Origin of the sequence: Dyadobacter frigoris, from assembly GCF_005280585.1 — a bacterium.
GTDB classification, from domain to species: domain Bacteria; phylum Bacteroidota; class Bacteroidia; order Cytophagales; family Spirosomataceae; genus Dyadobacter; species Dyadobacter frigoris.
Genome location: NZ_SZVO01000001.1, coordinates 62,309 through 82,354, shown reverse-complemented (window position 1 = coordinate 82,354; position 20,046 = coordinate 62,309). Strand labels below are relative to the sequence as shown.

Sequence of the window (20,046 nt, the reverse complement as noted above, 5' to 3'; positions counted from 1 at the left end):
CAGTAATAATTAATGCCAAATCCGGAAAATACACGTAAAATATTTCTAGCCTTTTTTATTTTTTTTAGCTTTTTGTGGGGTATTGGCAACGCACCATTATTTGATGAAGACGAAGGTTTTTTTGCAGAAGGTACTCGTGAAATGGCTGTCAGAGGCGATTTCATTTCATCTTTTGTAAATCAGGAACAACGTTTCGATAAACCGCCGCTTACCAACTGGCTTCAATATGGAAGCGCGCAGGTTTTTGGCTGGAATGAATTTGCTATGCGCCTTCCCTCCTGTCTGTCATCTGTGGTCTGGATGTTATTGATCTACCTTTTTACCAAAAGAAAACTGGGAGAAAAAATAGCCTTTTTCGCAACGCTGATCGCAGCCTCGTCTTTACAAATAACAATCGTAGGAAAAGCAGCTTTGGCAGACGGGTTATTAAATATGGCGTTAACCGGCGCTATGTTTTGTCTGTTTGAAATGTTAAATCAAAATCACAAAAAATATATTTGGGCTTTTTTTGCATTTACGGGCATCGGTTTTCTTGCCAAAGGCCCTATTGCTATCTTAATTCCAGGAGCCGTTTTTTTAATTTATTTGTTGAAAAACAAAACAGGAAAACCTTTTCTCCGATTATTTAATATTCCAGGGCTACTTATCTTTTTATTTATTGCTGCGCCGTGGTACATTTTGGAATATCTGCAAACCGGAGAAAAATTTATTAGTGGCTTTTTTCTAAATCATAACGTAAACCGCTTTCAAACGGCTTTTGAAGGACATTACGGTGGAATTTTATATTTTGTTCCGGTTTTATTATTGGGTTTACTGCCTTTTACTGCGGTTGTTTTAAAATCATTTTCCAAAATCCGGATTATCTGGGCAGATCCATTTTTCTCTTATTTACTAATCTGGTTTGCTTTTGTTTTTATTCTCTTTTCACTTTCGGGTACTAAACTGCATCATTACATCATTTATGGCTATTCGCCGCTGTGTATTTTGGGTGGATGGTATACAGCCAATAATAAACGGTTACCGATTGTCTGGCCTTCGTTTATTTTATTGAGTTTATTAGCAATAATTCCTTTTTTAATTCAAGGTATTATTCCAAAAATTGATGACGGATATACCGTTGAGATTTTAAAAGGAGTCTCTTCTGAATTTGATATTTTCTATGCGATCACAATGCTTTTGCTCATCACAATTCTGATTATTGTTTGGGTAAAAAAAGATTGGGGCCTGCAAATCAGAATGGGTGTTGTTGGATTGATTATGCTTTTTACAATCAATATTTTATGGATGCCTCGGCTTGGCGCGTTATTACAGCAACCGGTAAAAGAAGCTGCACTGATTGCCAGAGAAAATGGATTTAAAAACATAGTAATATTCAATCACTATAACCCGAGTTTCCACTTTTATTCCGGACTTTACGCAGAAGAGCGTGATCCAAAAGCCGGGGAAATTGTTTTTGGAAGAAAACCGCGTTTGAAAGAACTTCCTGTTGATACCATTTTTTATGAAAAATACGGAATCGTTTTAGCGAGAATTGGTATAAAATAGAAATATACGCTCAAAATGTATTTCGCAAATAATTCTTCACAATTTTCTTTAATCATTTAACGACTATCATTTCCGATTAGGAAAGGCAAACTAATTCGGCGATTTTTGGGTTAATTAATGATCGGGGATTACCAAAAATTCCCGCGCAAATCGACCTGATTTTCTATATATGATGCAATTACCTGTGACCCGGATTGACGCTTCTCAATTCGATGAACTAGATCCAAGAAAATACATTCTGATTAAAGGTGCGCGTGTTAATAATTTGAAAAGTGTTGACGTCGCCATTCCGAGAAACAAATTGGTAGTCATTACCGGACTTTCGGGCTCGGGAAAATCTTCTTTGGCTTTTGATACACTTTTTGCAGAAGGCCAGCGGATGTATGTGGAAAGTCTGAGCAGCTATGCCCGCCAGTTTTTGGGGCGTATGGAAAAACCGGAGGTTGAATATATCAAAGGAATTTCGCCAGCCATCGCTATTGAACAAAAAGTAAATACCCGTAATCCACGCTCAACCGTTGGAACCTCTACTGAAATTTACGATTATCTGAAATTACTTTTTGCCCGGATCGGTCATACTTATTCGCCGGTTTCAGGACAATTGGTCAGGAAAGATTCTGTTACTGATGTTGTCAATTACATTTTAAATCATGATGAAGGTGCCCGTGTTTTAATTTTGACAACATTATTGATCCGTGACGGAAGATCCATTTATGAAGAGTTAACAATCCTTCTTTCCAAAGGTTACAACCGGATCATGATTGATACCGATGTAGCTTACATCGAAGAAATTCTGGAAAAACCGGAAGATTTTCCATTGGAAGGAAAGGAAATTTATATTTTAATTGACCGCGCCACTGTTCATAAGGACGATGAAGACACACAATATCGTCTTTCAGATTCTGTCCAAACTGCTTTTTTTGAAGGAGAAGGAATTTGTTACGTGCAGGTTGTAAACGGTGAACAAAAAACATTCTCTGATAAATTTGAACTGGACGGGATCATTTTTGAAGAACCGACGGTAAATCTTTTCAGTTTTAATAATCCTTTTGGCGCTTGTAAACGCTGCGAAGGTTTTGGACGAGTATTGGGTATTGATCCTGAACTGGTTATTCCTGATAAAAATCTTTCTGTATACGATGGTGCTATTGCGCCATGGCGTACCGAGAAGATGAGCGAGTGGCTGGTGCCTTTGGTACGTAATGGTGCCAAATTTGATTTTCCAATTCACAGACCTTATAAAGAATTAACGCCGGCTCAAAAAGAATTGCTCTGGACAGGAAATGAATATTTTTCGGGAATAAGCAGTTTCGTTGCTGAACTGGAATCTCAAACACATAAAATTCAGTATCGGGTGATGCTTTCCCGCTTTCGCGGACGCACAACTTGTCCGGATTGCCGTGGATCGCGTTTGAGAAAAGATGCTTCCTATGTAAAGGTGGGTGGCGTTTCTATTACCGATCTGGTTTTGATGCCGATTAATGATGTGATTGAATTTTTCAAATCAGTCGATATTAATGAGCACGACAGAAGCATTGCAAAAAGGATTCTGACAGAAATTGAAACACGTCTGGATTATATGAACCGGGTTGGTTTGGGTTATCTGACTTTGAACAGGTTAACGAATTCTTTGTCTGGCGGTGAATTTCAACGTATCAAACTGGCTACTTCGCTCGGAAGTGCGCTGGTTGGTTCGATGTATATTCTGGATGAGCCAAGTATCGGTCTTCACCCGAGAGATACGCAGCGGCTGGTTGGTGTTTTGGAATCGCTTCGTGATTTGGGAAATACCGTTATCGTTGTTGAACACGAGGAAGAGGTAATGCACGCTGCTGACCAGATCATTGATATTGGTCCGGAAGCGGGTACAGGGGGAGGAAATCTGGTTTTCCAGGGAAACTGGGATGAAATCCGTGAACTGAAATTGAGCGGTGAAGAAAACAGTTTGAAATCACATACACTTGATTTCTTATTGGGCCATGATTCGATTCCTGTTCCACCGGTCAGAAGAAAATCCTTGCACTTCCTTGAAATAAAAGGAGCGAGAGAAAATAATCTTAAAGATGTTGATGTAAAAATTCCTTTGAATAATCTGACCGTCGTTACCGGCGTCAGTGGTTCCGGAAAATCGACATTGATTCGAAAAATATTGTATCCGGCTTTGATGCGTCTCAAAGGTGAATTCAGTGAAGAAGTTGGTAAATTCAATGACCTTAGCGGAAGTCTGGATCGGGTTGAAGCGATTGAAATGATTGACCAGAATCCTATCGGAAAATCATCGCGGTCAAATCCCGTAACTTATATCAAAGCTTATGATTACATCCGCCAAATGATGTCGGATTTGCCGATATCAAAAGCGCGGAGTTATAAACCTTCGCATTTTTCGTTCAATGTCGATGGCGGACGTTGTGAGATTTGTCAGGGTGAAGGGCAGGTGAAGGTGGAAATGCAGTTTATGGCTGATATTTATCTGACTTGCGAAGGTTGTAACGGAAAACGTTTCAAACAGGAAATTCAGGAAGTACAGTATAACGGCAAAAATGTTTCTGACATTCTGGATCTGACGGTTGATGAAGCAATTGCGTTTTTCAGAGAATCGGAACCGAAGCTGGCGGATAAATTAATGCCTTTGCAGGAAGTTGGATTGGGCTATGTAGGTCTGGGACAATCGTCCAATACGCTTTCAGGTGGAGAAGCACAACGTGTGAAACTGGCTTCCTTCCTGGGAAAAGGTTCTGGACATAAAGGAAAAATGTTATTCATTTTTGATGAGCCAACAACCGGACTTCACTTTCATGATATCAAAAAATTGTTGAAAGCTATTAACGCTTTGGTGGATCAGGGAGATAGCGTGATTATCATTGAGCACAATATGGAAGTGATCAAATGTGCAGACTGGGTTTTAGACCTCGGCCCTGAAGGCGGTGAAGGCGGCGGATATCTGACTTTTGCGGGAACACCGGAAGAAATGGCAAAACTCGAAGGAAACTACACGGCTGACTTTTTGAAAGAAAAACTGTAACAATCAGCTTGTTATTGTTTTATATATTTTAGTTGAAATTGGAATAAAGATTGGAATTGCGAAATAAGTCACATAGATTTATGACACAATTCCACTTTTTATTTTTAAGGTATGGAAAAATATAAAGCATTTGCCGATAGAGCAGTTCATTACAGCGCAACTCCGGTTTCTGATTTTTCAGTAATAAGAACTTCAAGGGAAGGCGTTTTGCGTTCTGTGGTTGATACGGTATCTCAAATGGTGAAACTTACCGATAATGAGATGGCTTATTTGCTTGGTATGACACCCCGAAATCTGCATCGGATTGCTCCTGACAAACGTTTGGGAACGGATGCTTCTGAAAGGCTCTTACTTTTAAAAAATATTCTGATCCATGCTTTGGATACTTTTGAAGGCAAAGAAGCCATTATCAGAAATTGGTTAAGAACGCCCATTAGTGAACTTAATGACCAGACACCGCTGCAAATGATGGACACAGTTACTGGCTTTTCACTAGTAGACGATGTACTTGGGCGCCTGGATTATGGTCTTCCTGCCTGATCCCGGCTTCTTATGATCGTATATAGAATTGTAAGGGAAAAGTTTGTTGATCAATCCTTGTCTGCCGAAGGTAGCCGTTTATTCGGCGCCCGGTGGAATCCAAAAGGAACTGGAATTTTATATACTACTTCCACGCCTGAATTAGGTCTGGTTGAAACACTTGCACATGCTCCCGGTGTACGTTATGAAGAATTACCTGTTTACTGGCTTTCTTCTATTAAAATTCCCGATAGTATTAAATACTATAACCGGGACGAAATGCCTCCGTTTTGGCAGGATAAAAATTACGAAAGAACACAATATTGGTTGAAAGACTGGCTCCAAAACCCTGACTTTCTTGCTATTGCATTACCTTCTGTGATTGTTCCTTTTTCTCATAATATTCTGCTTCATCCAAAACACTCTTTATTTTCAGAGGTTCGATTAGTTATTCAGGAAAAAATTCCAATCGACAGACGTCTGTGGCGCCAGGATTAGTTAAAGATGTTTTTCTGTTCAAATAAATAGATTATTATTTGTTTCAAATCGGATAATGAGTGCCGAAAATCAAAAAACGAATTTAGTTTTGGTATCAACCACGAAATCTTCTTGTAAAGTCATGGTAACTTAAGGCAAGAAACAACAACGTGTATGCTATATTAATCCAAAAAAAATTCTGAGAGACAAAGCTCTTGCTGAGCTGATAATTCCACATCTGAAATGGCATTGCATACGGAAAATAGACAATATGAGGCCAATTTTTGAACAGCAACCCCACTAATAATCCCAATAGCCCCAGTCCAAGCGAAGTGACAAGATTTTCTATGCGCAGAGATATCCAATACTGAATGACGACCATAGGAATTATCGAAACAAAAAAGTCGAGAAGGAATTTAAACATATATACATTGGGGATATCAAACTCAGAGAATTTCAATTCAGGTTTTCCTGTCCCTAAAAATTGACCAATGGAAACAGCGAAAACGAAATACAGAACTATAAATGTGATGATTGTTGCAAAAATGAAAGTGAGTTTGACAAGGTAGACTTTCCCTCTTGATACTGGTAACGTAAAAAGATGTTTCCAGCTATGGGCCTTGTGCTCGACATTCAGAATAAGTCCGATGATTAATGATATAAAGCCGGTAGAAAAAAGACAACTTCCGTTGAAAGTTCTTAATAGGTATTCGTACCACGGATTTACTCCCGGAGCAGGCACAAATTCCTTTGTGCTAAGAAGATAGGCAGAGAGCAATAAGAGTGGCATAAATAATGCTCCCATAATTGTCAGCCAAAAAGCGAATGTATTTTTGAGCTTAATCAACTCGGTATAAAATAATTTCATGGCTGTCCGGTTTTATTTATAATTGATAAGAAGGTTTGTTCCAGACTACTTTCAATCAGCTGCATCCTGTATATGGCCAGACCTGCAATTACTAATAAACTAGTAATTGCTGACAGCTGACAGATATTCAGGAATTTGACTTCTAAAAATTCCTTCCCCTGACTTACAGGATGGTTGTTTTCAAGCAACAGATTAATCGCCCGGTCATTTTGATCCGTATCAATTTCAATAATTGACTTTTCCTCTCTGATTTGCTGCAAATTCTTAAATGAACCTTGAAAAAGCATTTTACCCTGGTTCAGAATTCCAACATGAGAAACCAGTTTCTCTATTTCTGCAAGCAGATGGCTTGATATCAAAATTGTAACACCACGCTCTTTGCAAAGTAAAAGTAGCAATTCTCTTATTTCGATAATGCCAGTCGGGTCCAGGCCATTGGTTGGCTCATCAAGGATTAGCAGGTCCGGTGATGGAAGCAGTGCAATAGCCAATCCTAACCGTTGCTTCATACCAAGTGAATATTTTTTGACGTGCATGCCGCCATAAGAGCTCAGTCCCACAATTTCCAGTACCTCGGTTACTCTACTTTTGGGGATATTTCTGATGTTCGCGGTTATCAGTAGATTGTCCAGACCTGTCAGGTGCTCATATAAAGAGGGTGTCTCAATGAGTGATCCAATTCGTGAAAATAAATTATTGGATGTACCTGTGACCCGTTTGCCGAATAGGTTAACATAGCCATTACTCGGTTTCAAAAGATTTAAGAGTATCCTTATGGTTGTCGTTTTGCCAGCTCCATTTGGCCCTAAGAAACCGTAAATGGCACCTTTGGGAATTTGAAGGTTTACATCATTTAGGGCGTTTTGGCCTTTTGAAAAGCCAAAGGACACATGGCTGGTTTCAATAATAAGTTCCTCCGTGTTTTGCATATCAGTATTTAAGTGATGATGCAATATTTGGTACTTTTCACCTCTGGTAAAACTAAACCGGACATAATGCGATATTATTGTGCCTTAAACAGTATTTGTAGTGCTTAAAGGATTCGGCACTCAATTTCTTGAAATGAGCACTGAAAACCGGACCTCCAGCATAAACACTTTTGATTGCTTGCGCGATTATCCATCTTTAAATCATGGAACGATTAGAACGATTGATAGGTAAGTTGATTTCATCCGGATTCTGGGTGCATATCTTGTTTTGTGCGGTGTTTATTTTTGTATTTGCCATCTCGGTTTTGTTAAGTGGAAACCAAGGAATTGCCTGTGCTGCTATGCTTACCTGCCTGTTTGTGTTACTTTGCACTTATACAGGAAGATGGTGTGGAAAATTCTGGTTATCACGAGGCATGTATGTGTCATTTCTGCAAAAGTCACTTTTAAGTATTCTTATTCTTTCCTTAACAGGTGCTGTCGGTGCTGGCTATTTATATAAAGGAAACATTTTCAAATACTTCGTGCAGTACCTCACATTCAGCTTTCCACTGGTTGTTCTATTTACTTTCTTTGGTGTGGCTATCGCCTTTGCAAGAAACAGCTTGCTCAAACAGGTCAATGAAGCACAATTGTTACGGCAGCAAAAAGAGAGCGAACTTCGTTTATTGCTATCCCAACTCAGTCCGCATTTTCTTTTTAACACGCTCAATAATATTTACGGAATTTCGCTTACCCAGCATCAAAGAGTACCTGCACTACTTCTTAAACTCTCGGAACTTCTAAGATATTCAGTTTATGAAACCCGCGAGCCGTTTATTCCGCTTCAAAATGAGCTACTGTATATTCATAATTACATTGAATTTGAAAAAATACAAACAGGTGACAGATTGGTGCTGAAGGCCGAAATACAAGAAATTCTGGATATAAATTTACAGATTGCTCCTATGCTGCTGATTGTTTTTGTAGAGAATGCCTTTAAGCATTCGAAGATTACGCGAAACTCTAAAATATTTATCTCCATTAATCTCAGTGTAAAACACGATTGGATTTATTTCAAAGTTGAAAATTCGTACGATCTTGCACGTCAACAACAAACAAAACCAACTGAATCTTCGGGCGTCGGTCTGAATCATACGCTGAAAAGATTAAAACTGATCTATGGGAAGGATTGCAATTATAATGTCTTTCAGGAAAATGGAATTTATCATGTAGAACTCAGCTTAAACGCGAACAGGATATGATCAATTGCCTTATTGTCGACGATGCACCGGTTGCAAGGGATATTCTGATGGAATACTGCAAACTGCTTCCAATCCTTCATGTATCCGGAACTTGCCTTGACGCCTTTGAAGCCAGGGAGAAAATCCAGAAGGAGCCTGTCGATCTGCTCTTTCTGGATATCAACATGCCAATACTCACTGGTATTGATCTGATGAAAACATTAAAGCATCCGCCTCAGGTAATCTTTACGACTGCTTACAAAGAATTTGCCACAGATGCATTTGACCTTGGAGCCTGTGATTATCTGGTTAAGCCATTTTCCCTGGAGCGTTTTATTATTGCGATAGACAGAGCTGCTGAAAGAATAGGAAGGCTGAACATAAACACTGAATCGAAGTCGGAAGTGCCCCGAAACAATCATTTGCTTATTCGTAGTGAGGGGGTGATCAATAAACTAAACTATGATCAGATTCTTTTTTTAGAAGCATCAAGAAACAATACAAAAGTTGTAACCCCGGAAGTAACGTTTTTAAGTACGATACCATTATCGTCCATCGAGAAACTTTTGCCCTTGAAGCTTTTTTCTCGTGTGCATCGGTCATTTATTGTAAACCGGTCAAAAATTACCAGTTTGCAAGGCAACCGGATATTCATTAACAAAAGCGAAATTCCCGTTGGTAATAATTACAAAAGTAGTTTATTCGAAATTATTGGCATCAAAACTAAATAATTAGCGGCAGCTGCTGCGGTTTATAGCCCTATGTTTTCGCCCATTTTCAAGAAAAACCTCATGGTCAGATAGCCCAAACCCTTCAAAATTAGTACTTATACTTAAAGTATAGGCATCACTTTTGTGGCTTATTGAAGCAAAACAAACATTGAAACCATGAAATTATATAAAACCGAACACGGGATATTACTTGAAAAAGAAGACCTTTTTTATCGTATACCGGAAACAGACTGGGACAAAGTAGTTAACCGCGACGATCTTTACGATTGGCTTCAGTTACAATCTGAGAATTTAATTTCCTTGACTTTTACCGACGATTCTCCAATGCCGGAAGTTCTCGCCCCTATTGGTTCTCAGGAAGTCTGGGCGGCTGGTGTTACTTATTTCCGGAGCAGAGAGGCGAGAATGGAAGAATCTGAAAAAGCAGGCGGCGGAAGTTTTTATGACCGTGTTTATGATGCGGATCGTCCTGAATTATTTTTCAAATCAACCGCTCCACGTGTCATAGGAAATCATGGTACCGTGCGAATTCGCAGAGATTCAACCTGGGATGTCCCTGAACCGGAATTAACTTTATTCGCCTCAGAATCAGGCACACTGGTTGGTTACACAATCGGTAACGACATGAGTTCCAGAAGTATTGAAGGAGAAAATCCACTTTATTTACCTCAGGCTAAATCTTATACCGGAAGTACTGCCCTGGGACCTTGTCTTTATATTCCGGAACAACCGCTTTCACCGGAAACCGTCATTGATCTTTCTATCGTTCGGGACGGAGAGGAAGTTTTTAACGGAGAAATTACACTTTCACAAATGAAGCGCAAAGCAGATGAATTACTTCGCTTTCTATTCCGTGAATTATCTTTTTCAACGGGCTGCTATTTAATGACGGGCACTGGAATTATTCCTCCATCTGACTTTACATTACAGGTTGGAGATATCGTTCACATTACCATCGAACCAATCGGTACGCTCACCAATACTGTTGGTTAATTGACATAAAAAACCGGTATGATTCTGAAATCATACCGGCTGACCTTAATCTACAATTTTACTGTAATCTTCTGATCTTAATTTCTTACGATTTTGACAGCGAAGGCGAACCTACAACAGCATAAATCACTTGTTTTATCAAACCTGCCAATTTAGTAGCAATTGAATTATTGATTTCCTCATGTTCCTCAGTTTCAAAGAACGAAACTGGTCCTTCTTCAAGTATTCTTTCATTCAGCGTAACCATGTTACTAACTTTTGCTGCAAGATTTTTGGTGTAAGAAATCGCTGATTGTCCAGATTGAATAATCACCGTTTTATTAACCACTGTTTTTGCAGGTGTTTGTTTAGCAACACGTTCTTTTACTTCATGGTATTCTTTACCAGCTTGTAGCTTTTTGTGTGCTACAAACATGTTGTGAGAATATCCTGTTGCATTAACCTGAAGGCTAAAAAGAAAAAGGACGATAAGTAATTTTATGGTTTTCATGGCTATGTTATTTTCAGTCTTTTAGAGAAAATCGTTATGCTTAAATCCTTGTAACTAATTGACAGTACAAATATATATGTTTTATCAGGTACATTGCAATACATAGTACCTTGTTTTTAACAATTTTTTTGAAAATATTTTTTTTAATTGTTAAAAACAGCAATCTGACCGTTTAATCCGTCTTTTTTAATGATGGAAAATTAATAACAAAGGTTGCATCCTGAAAATAAAAAAAGATGAAAGTGATAATTATGTCTCCAAACTGTATCCTTTTGGCGATGGAATGAAAACGCCGGCAAGAAATTTGCCGGCGTTTTCATTATTATCAAATTTTGAAGCTCTTGCTTAAATTATTTTTCCCTGAAGAAAATCGTAATCGGTACACCTGCAAAATCAAAGTTCTCACGCATCCTGTTTTCCAGATAACGTAAATATGGTGGCTGCACGTGTTTTGGATTGCTGCTGAAAAATACAAACGTCGGAGACGGCGTTGGCAACTGGATCATATATTTAATGTTGATATATTTTCCTCGGTGTGCCGGCGGCGGATATTTTTCAATTTCTGCCTGCATCACGTCGTTCAGTTTAGAAGTTGTGATTTTCTTCGTTTTGTTTTTATAAACCTGCATCGCCATTTCCATCACCTGGTGAATACGCTGTTTTTCAACAACGGATGCAAAGATAACCGGCATATAGTTCATCGGTGCAAGTTTTTCCAGCAACTGCTTTTTGAAATTATCAGCTGTTTTAGAATCTTTTTCTACCAAATCCCATTTGTTCACCATAATCACAATACCTTTCTTCGCTTTGTCAGCCTGTCCGATAATCGTGATATCCTGTCCTTCAAGTCCTAATGTTGCATCCAAAAGAATAATACAAACATCAGATTCTTCCATCGCTTTTATGGAACGAAGCGTAGAATAATATTCGATATCTTCATTCACACGGGATTTACGGCGTAAACCAGCTGTATCCGTCAGAATGAATTCCATTCCAAAGGCATTGTAATGCGTATGGATTGCATCACGGGTGGTTCCGGCGATATCCGTTACGATACTACGATCTGTTCCTGTCAAAACATTAAGGAAAGATGATTTCCCAACATTCGGACGGCCCATGATAGCGATACGAGGAATACCTGCTTCCGGATCTTCGATGCCGGGTGTTTCAAAATGCGTTATAACTGCATCCAGCAAATCACCTGTACCAAAACCGGTTTGTGCTGAAATTGCAAAAATTTCATCGCCCAAACCAAGTTCATAAAATTCATTTGCTGATTGATAACGATCCGTTGTTTCAGCCTTGTTAGCTACCAGATAAACCGGTTTATTAAAACGACGTAAAACATTAGCAAAATCCTTGTCAAGATCCGTAAGGCCCGTCATGGTATCCACCATAAACAACACTACTGTGGATTCTTCCAATGCAAGTTCAACCTGCTCCCGGATTGCTCCTTCAAAAATATCTTCTGATCCAACTACATATCCACCCGTATCGATCACGGTAAAATACTGATCCGTCCATTCACCATAGCCATAGTGACGATCGCGTGTAACGCCGCTCTGGTTATCCATGATGGCCTTGCGGCTTTCAATCAGACGGTTAAAAAGTGTAGATTTACCCACGTTTGGGCGCCCTACTATTGATATAACATTTGCCATTTTTATTTTTCTAATCCCTGACCGAAAGTTTTTGGCCAGAAACCCATTTATTTATTATCTTAATGATAGAACCCTGATTGTCAGGATAATGTTGCAAGATTGAGAATTACGTTTCTTACTCTTCATATCCAAACTGACGAAGCTTGTTTTCCTTGCTTCTCCAATCCGGTTCTACTTTTACATGTTGTTCAAGGAATACTTTTTTACCAAAAAATACTTCCATGTCTTCGCGTGCCTGTGTGCCTATTTTTTTAAGCATCACGCCTTTTTCCCCAATGATAATTCCTTTCTGGCTTTTACGTTCGACCAGAATTTCTGCCCGGATCACAATCATATCGTCGCGTTCTTTAAATTCTGAGATTACCACCTCGCTGCTGTATGGAATTTCCTGGCGGTAGTTCAGAAATATTTTTTCGCGAACGATTTCCGAAGCAAAGAAACGTTCAGGCTTATCGGTTAATTCATCTTCATCGAAGTATGGTGGATGAAATGGTAACCGGGTAATGATCGCATCGAACAAAGTTTCAACATTCGCATTCAAAAGCGCCGAGATCGGGATAATTGCAGCAGGCTGAATCTCCTTTTCCCATTCTTCTGTTTTCCGTTTCAGTTCTTCTTCATTTGATAAATCAATTTTATTCAACACCAAAATAATTGGTGCCTGTGTTCTTTGAAGCAGAGGCAACACCTCATGTTCCGATGCTTTTTCTCCAACTTCCGTTACAAATAAAACTACATCAGCATCTTCAAGCGACCCTTTTACAAAAGTCATCATGGAATCATGCAATTTGTAGGCAGGTTTTACAACACCCGGAGTGTCGGAATATACCAGCTGAAAAGGAATTCCTTCATGTTTACCATTCAGGATTCCCATGATACGGTGACGGGTTGTTTGTGCTTTTGAAGTAATGATGGACATCTTCTCTCCTACCAGCACATTCATTAACGTTGATTTACCTACATTAGGTTTACCAATTATGCTCACAAATCCAGCGCGGAAATCGCGTAGAGGAGCAGGACTTTCTATATTTTCGCTCATAATTCTTTTTGTAATTCGTTGATTAAGTAATTTTTACGCTAATTAACCACGAAATTATTACGGTGTTACAGTTAACTTGTCATCCAGCATACGGTTGGTGTATTGCTGCACAAAAGCTTTCACCTGCAACTCCATCGGGCCTTGTATGGCTGGTAATTTATCTTTCAAATTGTTTTTCAGAAGCTTGTCTTTCTGATAATTATACAAACCTACGGTTTTCTTGCCATCAAATTGCAATATGTATGGTCCGTTGAACCATTGATATACACCATCATAGTTAACAGCAAAGTTAAGCGGCGGGTTCTGGAAGATATTTTTTCCGAACGCAAAATAGGGTTTATCGTAATGGAGATATCCTAAAACAGACGGCATTATATCGATTTGCTGCACCAAAGCGGACGAATCACGTTTGGTCATTGTACTATCTCCCGGCGCATAAAAAATAATTGGAATGGAGAAGTTTCCAACTGAAGTCTGGTATTGCGGGTAATGAGCAAAAGTAGCTGCATGATCCGCTGTGATGACAAAAAGTGTGTTTTTAAACCAGGGCATCGTTCTGGCTTTGGCAAAAAAGGCACGTAAAGCATTATCCGTATAACCCATCGTTTCATAAACAGGCAATGGACCGGTCGGGAATTTCCCTTTGTAACGCTCCGGTACTTTATAAGGATCGTGGGACGAAACCGTGAAGAGCGTGCTCATAAAAGGCTCTTTGAACGTGTTCATCGTTTTGGCCCAGTATTGTAAAAATTCCTCATCCCAAATTCCCCAGATTCCGTCATAATCGGCGTCATTATTATATTCGTTTTTGCCATAATATTTTTGGACACCAATCAAATTGACAAAAGCCTGGAAACCCATCGAACCGTTTGGTGCGCCATGGAAAAAGGAAGTTGAGTACCCTTTACTTTCCAGTATAGCAGGCAAACTCGGCAATTTGTTATCAGTATAACGCATTGTCACGAACGGCTCCTTGATGCCAGGAATACTCGTTAACACAGAAGGAATCGCCTCAATTGACTTTGCTCCGTTGGCAAAAGAATACCAGTTGACACGGCTATGCTGCATCAACGAATCTATAAAAGGCGTGTACCCTTTGTATGTCCCATTTTCGAGATCACGGTTGTAAGTCCCGACCATTTCCTTTCCAAAACTTTCCCAGATCAGGATTACGACATTCATGGGTTTGAATGGCGGCTGAATGCTGTCAGGCTTATGCATCGGACTAAAAACCTGTCCAGCTTCATTAAGCCCCGGAAAATAGCTTACCCGCTCATAATCCGATCTGCTCAGGGTTTTAAAAATGCAGAAAGGTGTATTGAGAACAAGAAACATTTCTTTCGGCTTTTTCACATATTCTCCCGCATTGCTTAACGTGATCGGACGGATGCTATGGGCAAAACCACCACGGACACCGCCTATGAAAAGCTCGACAATAATTCCCATCAGCGCAGTGTGAATCAGGAAAAATGCCCACACAGGAAGATTTGCACGCTCCTTAACTTTTAAAATTTGCGTAATCTTAACCAGTGAAAGTACCAGCAGAATCCAGATCACGGCAACGTACCAATATCTCAAAATAAACCCGCCGAAAAGCGTTCCCATATTATCCTGATGAGAAAATTCTTTCAAAATTGACCAGGTTGTACGCTTGATCGTGAAACGGTAGTAAATCATATCCATACAGTTTGCCGACAAAGCAATACTGTTGGAGAAGATAAAAAGATAATCCAGAAATTTCTGATAGCCCGCCCGATATTTAAAAGTAAAGGGAACCGACATCAAAAAAATGTACAGAATATTTACATAAAAGACGGCGACGATATCAAATTTGATTCCACCGGCCATTAAATTTAATCCGTGCTCAAAAGAAATATCAGGAAAGAAAATGGTGTTCAGCAAATAAAACAGAATACGACAAACCATGAACAAAATCATGACCCAGAGTATCCTGAGCAACATTACTATGTGAATACGCCCCCATAATTTTGCGGGAGAGAAGGAAAAATTCATATATAATCGGGTGATGTCAGGAGGCAGTTGAAAATATTTTTTAAATCTTTTTTACAAAAATAGTTGTTTTTATTGAAACATTAGTCGTATGTTTGCACTCCAATTCAACGACACCGCGGGATGGAGCAGTTGGTAGCTCGTTGGGCTCATAACCCAAAGGTCGCTGGTTCGAGTCCAGCTCCCGCTACAAAAACAGAAGGTCACTATCGAAAGATGGTGGCCTTTTTGCGTTTTTGGCGCGTTTAATTAATTATCCAAAAAATTGTTCGTTGAGCCATTAACCCAAAGATCGCTGGTTCGACCGGGCAGGCGATCCTGGCCAGCTCCCGCTACAAGAGAACAGAAGGTCACTATCGAAAGATGGTGGCCTTTTTGCGTTTCTGGCGCATTTAATTAATTATCCAAAAAATTGTTCGTTGAGCCATTAACCCAAAGATCCCTGGTTCGACCGGGCAGGCGATCCTGGCCAGCTCCCGCTACAAAAACAGAAGGTCACTATCGAAAGATGGTGGCTTTTTTGCGTTTTTGGCATCTTAATTAATTATTTAAAAATGGTCGTTGGGCATTAACCCAAAGATCCCTGGTTCGACCGGGCAGGCGATCCTGGCCAGCTCCCGCTACAAGAGAACAGAAGGTCACTATCGAAAGATGGTGGCCTTTTTGCGTTTTTGGCGCGTTTAATTAATTATCCAAAAAATTGTTCGTTGAGCCATTAACCCAAAAATCGCTGGTTCGACCGGGCAGGCGATCCTGGCCAGCTCCCGCTACAAAAACAGAAGGTCACTATCGAAAGATGGTGGCTTTTTTGCGTTTTTGGCATCTTAATTAATTATTTAAAAATGGTCGTTGGGCATTAACCCAAAGATCCCTGGTTCGACCGGGCAGGCGATCCTGGCCAGCTCCCGCTACAAGAGAACAGAAGGTCACTATCGAAAGATGGTGGCCTTTTTGCGTTTTTGGCGCGTTTAATTAATTATCCAAAAATTGTTCGTTGAGCCATTAACCCAAAGATCCCTGGTTCGACCGGGCAGGCGATCCTGGCCAGCTCCCGCTACAAGAGAACAGAAGGTCACTATCGAAAGATGGTGGCCTTTTTGCGTTTCTGGCGCATTTAATTAATTATCCAAAAAATTGTTCGTTGAGCCATTAACCCAAAGATCGCTGGTTCGACCGGGCAGGCGATCCTGGCCAGCTCCCGCTACAAAAACAGAAGGTCACTATCGAAAGATGGTGGCCTTTTTGCGTTTTTGGCGCGTTTAATTAATTATCCAAAAAATTGTTCGTTGAGCCATTAACCCAAAGATCGCTGGTTCGACCGGGCAGGCGATCCTGGCCAGCTCCCGCTACAAGAGAACAGAAGGTCACTATCGAAAGATGGTGGCCTTTTTGCGTTTTTGGCGCATTTAATTAATTATCTCAAATTTTTGTCATAGGCATCAACTCTAGACCATCTCGCTTCAAATCCCGCTCCCATAGGAGCATCCTGTTTGATAGCACCACATCGAACTTTCAAATTTCCCTGGCTCCATCGGAGCCTCCTGCAATATCAGGAAACTCCTACGGAGTTAGGACACAGAACATTCAAATCATTATTTCTATAAACAGGATGCTCCGATGGAGCGGATGTAAAAGAGATTTTTTGAATATAAATTAATCTAAAGAATTAGGAATTGCCAGCCGCAGAGCGGCTTCCTGTTTATAGAAAGAATGTCTTTACCAACCAAGGTTTGGCTCCTTCGGAGCCTCCTCTGTTTGGTAAAAACATTCTTGATAAAAATTTAGGAGACTCCGAAGGAGTCGGGATTAGCCCCAAACAAGCAATTGGCTATAAACAGGATGCTCCTATGGAGCGGCGGGGAAAATAAAATTACCTCCAATATTTCTACATGGCCATCTTAGCTCGCCAAAAACTAGATTACATTTATTAATTTGCTAATTTCCTCTCACCAATAATTAACCGATTTAATTAAACCATTATCATTACAAAGTGAGCCTGGAAAAACTTTTCGCAAATTTTGACAATTACATTCCTCTCAACGAAGAAGAACGGGAAGATCTTTCCAAAAGAGTAGTTGAAAGAAAAATCAAAAGAAGACAGTTTATTTTGCAGGAAGACGATGTTTGCAAACACTATACTTTCGTGGCAGAAGGCTGTTTCAAAAAGTTCCAGGTTGATCAAAAAGGCACGGAACATAATCTTCAATTCATTGCTGAAAACGATTGGATCATGGAAATCGACAGCTTTTACAACGAAAAGCCGAGCCGTGTTTTTATTGAAGCCATTGAACCTTCGGTTATCTTCCAAATAACCAAACCTGATCTTATTGAGCTTTTTATGACCAACCCGAAGTTTAACAGGAATTTCAGAGTGATCATTGAAAACAGATTTGTAGAGCTCGAAAACCGGGTTTTACAAGCAATCAGCTCTACGGCTGAAGAGCGCTATCTTACCTTTCTAAACCAATATCCAAAACTCTCTCAACGACTCCCCAATACCCAAATCGCTTCCTATCTGGGCATTACCCCCGAATTTCTGAGTAAAATCCGAAAAGAAATATCCAAAAAATAAGAAATACTCTTAATCTATCTTAAGGGTATTTCTTAACTTTTATTATTGGCCGATCTCTCTATTAACAATCACCTTTGTGTTATAAAAAATTGATTTAAGCAATTAAATAAAGACAATAACAATGGAAGATATAAAAGCAAGAAGGGACGGATTTGATCAGTTAGGAAATCTTTATCCGAAAGCAGCAGAAGTTAGCATCAAGCAGGAAAATATTAATGGTTTAAACTGTTTCTGGTTTACACCAGAAAATGAAATCTCAAAAACTATTACCATTTTCTTGCACGGAGGCGTATTTGCTCTCGGTTCTATCCGGTCACATGCAAGTATGGTCAGCCACTTTTCTGAAAAGCTTCAAAGGAGAATTTTATTTGTTGATTATGCCCTGGCCCCTGAAAATCCTTTTCCGGCTGCGCTTAAAGATGTCATTCAGGTATACGAAGAGCTAATTAAAACCTATCCCGATCATGCAATCAGTTTTATAGGTGATAGTGCTGGCACCGGTCTGATCGTTTCTTCAGTGGGTGAAATGCTAAAACGAAATATTCAATTGCCAGAGAAAGTTGTATTCATTTCGGGGTGGATTAATTTGGAAGGAAATAATTCATCCATGGAAGAAAACAGAGTTATTGATCCGATTCTTAATCCTGAATATTTGAAACAGGCAGCTACTGATTATGCCGCCAAAGTGCCAGTTGAAATAGCAAGTCCGGAAAATGTTGTTTTAAGCGAATTCCCGCCAGTACTTATTCTGGTTGGTACCAATGAAATTTTACTTGACGACAGTGTCAATTTTTATAACAAAATCAAACCAATTCAGAATCAAGCAATATTGAGTATTTACGAGAATCAAACCCATGTCTGGCCGTTAGCAAATATTCATTCTGAAGCTTCGCAGAAAGCACTTAAAGAAGTCAAAGAGTTCTTGACCATCGTGGAAAACAAACATCTTGTAGAAGAAAATAACGCATCATCAAACTATTAAAAAATGAAAGCCGCAGTAACGACAAAAGCAGGAAATCCTGATGTTATAGAAATTCAGGAAAGGCCTAAACCACAGATAAAAAAAGGTTGGGTATTAATAAAAATAAAGGCGTTTGGGCTGAACAGATCCGAAATATTCACCAGACAAGGTCATTCACCAAACGTAGTTTTTCCAAGAATCCAAGGAATTGAATGTGTTGGAGAAATTGAGGATGATCCATCAGGTACTTATAAAATTGGCCAAAAAGTGGCTGCTATTATGGGTGGCCTGGGAAGAGATTTCGACGGAGGTTATGCTGAATTTACAGCTGTTCCGCTGGAAATTGTTTTTGCATTTGAAAGTAATCTGCCCTGGAATATACTAAGCGCTATTCCCGAAATGTTCCAGACCGTTTCAGGATCTTTAAACGAGGCTTTAGAAATCAAAGAAGGTGAAACATTGCTGATTCGCGGCGGAACTTCTTCTATTGGGATGTTAGCTTGTCAACTAGCCAAAACGAAGGGATTGACAGTCATTTCTACGACCCGGAATCCGGAAAAGGAAATTCATTTAAAAGAAAATGGGGCTGATTATGTTCTTTTGGATGACGGCCAAATTAATTCAAAGCTAAAAGGTCTTTTTCCCAAAGGCGTTGATAAAGTGCTTGAATTGATTGGTATCGAAACTTTAAAGGATTCTCTGCAATGTATCCGTCCAAAAGGAATTGTTTGTATGACTGGCATTCTGGGCGGTTCCTGGACGATGAATGAGTTCACGCCGATGGGAGATATTCCGTCATTAGGCCGCCTGACGGTTTATATGGGTGACGCAGAAAACCTGCATAAAGATTTACTACAGGAATTTATTGATGCCGTCGCGGAAGGAAAAATCAATCTAAACATTGATAAAACTTTCAAACTGGATCAGATTTCAGAAGCGCACAGCTATATGGAAAGTAATCAGGCGAAGGGGAAAATTGTAGTTGAGATTTAACCGTTTTGTCAAA

Annotated in this window: 17 protein-coding genes and 1 tRNA gene; 12 read left to right on the top strand and 6 right to left on the bottom strand. The window is 39.6% G+C overall.

Annotated features, from left to right (window positions below; all coding sequences use genetic code 11):
* The first annotated feature begins 12 nt into the window (after positions 1-12).
* The 4 genes from FDK13_RS00400 (at position 13) to FDK13_RS00385 (ending at position 5,584) form a co-directional block, all read left to right on the top strand.
* Positions 13-1,545, top strand: coding sequence for an ArnT family glycosyltransferase (locus FDK13_RS00400; protein WP_137338001.1), 1,533 nt, complete (start codon positions 13-15; stop codon positions 1,543-1,545).
* Between the two features lie 169 nt (positions 1,546-1,714).
* Positions 1,715-4,567, top strand: coding sequence for an excinuclease ABC subunit UvrA (gene uvrA, locus FDK13_RS00395; protein WP_137338000.1), 2,853 nt, complete (start codon positions 1,715-1,717; stop codon positions 4,565-4,567).
* 111 nt (positions 4,568-4,678) lie between these two features.
* On the top strand, positions 4,679-5,107 hold the full coding sequence (locus FDK13_RS00390) for an Xre family toxin-antitoxin system antitoxin (RefSeq protein ID WP_137337999.1): 429 nt from the start codon (positions 4,679-4,681) through the stop codon (positions 5,105-5,107).
* A gap of 12 nt (positions 5,108-5,119) precedes the next feature.
* Complete coding sequence (locus FDK13_RS00385; protein WP_137337998.1) at positions 5,120-5,584, top strand: RES family NAD+ phosphorylase; 465 nt, start codon at positions 5,120-5,122, stop codon at positions 5,582-5,584.
* Positions 5,585-5,678: 94 nt separating this feature from the next.
* On the opposite strand, the gene FDK13_RS00380 is transcribed toward FDK13_RS00385, so the two are convergent.
* Positions 5,679-6,431 (bottom strand): ABC transporter permease, encoded by a 753-nt coding sequence (locus FDK13_RS00380; RefSeq protein ID WP_137337997.1) that lies wholly within the window; start codon positions 6,429-6,431, stop codon positions 5,679-5,681.
* Positions 6,428-7,360: an ABC transporter ATP-binding protein gene (locus FDK13_RS00375; RefSeq protein WP_220417309.1), complete on the bottom strand. Its 933-nt coding sequence runs from the start codon at positions 7,358-7,360 to the stop codon at positions 6,428-6,430. Before FDK13_RS00375 ends, FDK13_RS00380 begins: the two co-directional genes overlap by 4 nt.
* 203 nt (positions 7,361-7,563) lie before the next feature.
* Between FDK13_RS00375 and FDK13_RS00370 the strand changes: the two genes are divergently transcribed.
* From FDK13_RS00370 to FDK13_RS00360, 3 genes are all read left to right on the top strand, one after another.
* Complete coding sequence (locus tag FDK13_RS00370; protein ID WP_137337995.1) at positions 7,564-8,604, top strand: sensor histidine kinase; 1,041 nt, start codon at positions 7,564-7,566, stop codon at positions 8,602-8,604.
* Positions 8,601-9,314 (top strand): LytR/AlgR family response regulator transcription factor, encoded by a 714-nt coding sequence (locus tag FDK13_RS00365; protein WP_137337994.1) that lies wholly within the window; start codon positions 8,601-8,603, stop codon positions 9,312-9,314. Before FDK13_RS00370 ends, FDK13_RS00365 begins: the two co-directional genes overlap by 4 nt.
* A gap of 156 nt (positions 9,315-9,470) precedes the next feature.
* A complete protein-coding gene (locus tag FDK13_RS00360; protein ID WP_137337993.1) occupies positions 9,471-10,307 on the top strand; it encodes a fumarylacetoacetate hydrolase family protein in 837 nt (278 codons plus the stop codon).
* A gap of 85 nt (positions 10,308-10,392) precedes the next feature.
* Here FDK13_RS00360 and FDK13_RS00355 read toward each other — a convergent pair whose 3' ends face one another.
* The 4 genes from FDK13_RS00355 to FDK13_RS00340 form a co-directional block, all read right to left on the bottom strand.
* Positions 10,393-10,797: a hypothetical protein gene (locus tag FDK13_RS00355; protein ID WP_137337992.1), complete on the bottom strand. Its 405-nt coding sequence runs from the start codon at positions 10,795-10,797 to the stop codon at positions 10,393-10,395.
* A 350-nt stretch (positions 10,798-11,147) separates the two neighbouring features.
* The gene (gene der / locus FDK13_RS00350) at positions 11,148-12,458 is read right to left on the bottom strand and encodes a ribosome biogenesis GTPase Der (RefSeq protein ID WP_137337991.1); all 1,311 of its coding nucleotides are present in this window, start codon (positions 12,456-12,458) and stop codon (positions 11,148-11,150) included.
* 115 nt (positions 12,459-12,573) lie between these two features.
* Positions 12,574-13,497, bottom strand: coding sequence for a GTPase Era (gene era, locus FDK13_RS00345; RefSeq protein WP_137337990.1), 924 nt, complete (start codon positions 13,495-13,497; stop codon positions 12,574-12,576).
* A 57-nt stretch (positions 13,498-13,554) separates the two neighbouring features.
* On the bottom strand, positions 13,555-15,510 hold the full coding sequence (locus tag FDK13_RS00340; protein ID WP_137337989.1) for an LTA synthase family protein: 1,956 nt from the start codon (positions 15,508-15,510) through the stop codon (positions 13,555-13,557).
* A 114-nt stretch (positions 15,511-15,624) separates the two neighbouring features.
* Between FDK13_RS00340 and FDK13_RS00335 the strand changes: the two genes are divergently transcribed.
* The 5 genes from FDK13_RS00335 to FDK13_RS00315 all read left to right on the top strand — a co-directional run bounded on the left by FDK13_RS00335 (position 15,625) and on the right by FDK13_RS00315 (position 20,033).
* Positions 15,625-15,697 (top strand) — tRNA-Met (locus FDK13_RS00335).
* Positions 15,698-17,180: 1,483 nt separating this feature from the next.
* Positions 17,181-17,375 (top strand): hypothetical protein, encoded by a 195-nt coding sequence (locus FDK13_RS00330; RefSeq protein WP_137337988.1) that lies wholly within the window; start codon positions 17,181-17,183, stop codon positions 17,373-17,375.
* A 122-nt stretch (positions 17,376-17,497) separates the two neighbouring features.
* Positions 17,498-18,079 (top strand): Crp/Fnr family transcriptional regulator, encoded by a 582-nt coding sequence (locus tag FDK13_RS00325; protein WP_137337987.1) that lies wholly within the window; start codon positions 17,498-17,500, stop codon positions 18,077-18,079.
* A gap of 121 nt (positions 18,080-18,200) precedes the next feature.
* Entirely contained in the window at positions 18,201-19,061 is an 861-nt protein-coding gene (locus FDK13_RS00320) for an alpha/beta hydrolase (RefSeq protein ID WP_137337986.1), read from the top strand.
* 3 nt (positions 19,062-19,064) lie between these two features.
* The gene (locus tag FDK13_RS00315; RefSeq protein WP_137337985.1) at positions 19,065-20,033 is read left to right on the top strand and encodes a zinc-binding alcohol dehydrogenase family protein; all 969 of its coding nucleotides are present in this window, start codon (positions 19,065-19,067) and stop codon (positions 20,031-20,033) included.
* The last annotated feature ends 13 nt before the right edge of the window (positions 20,034-20,046 follow it).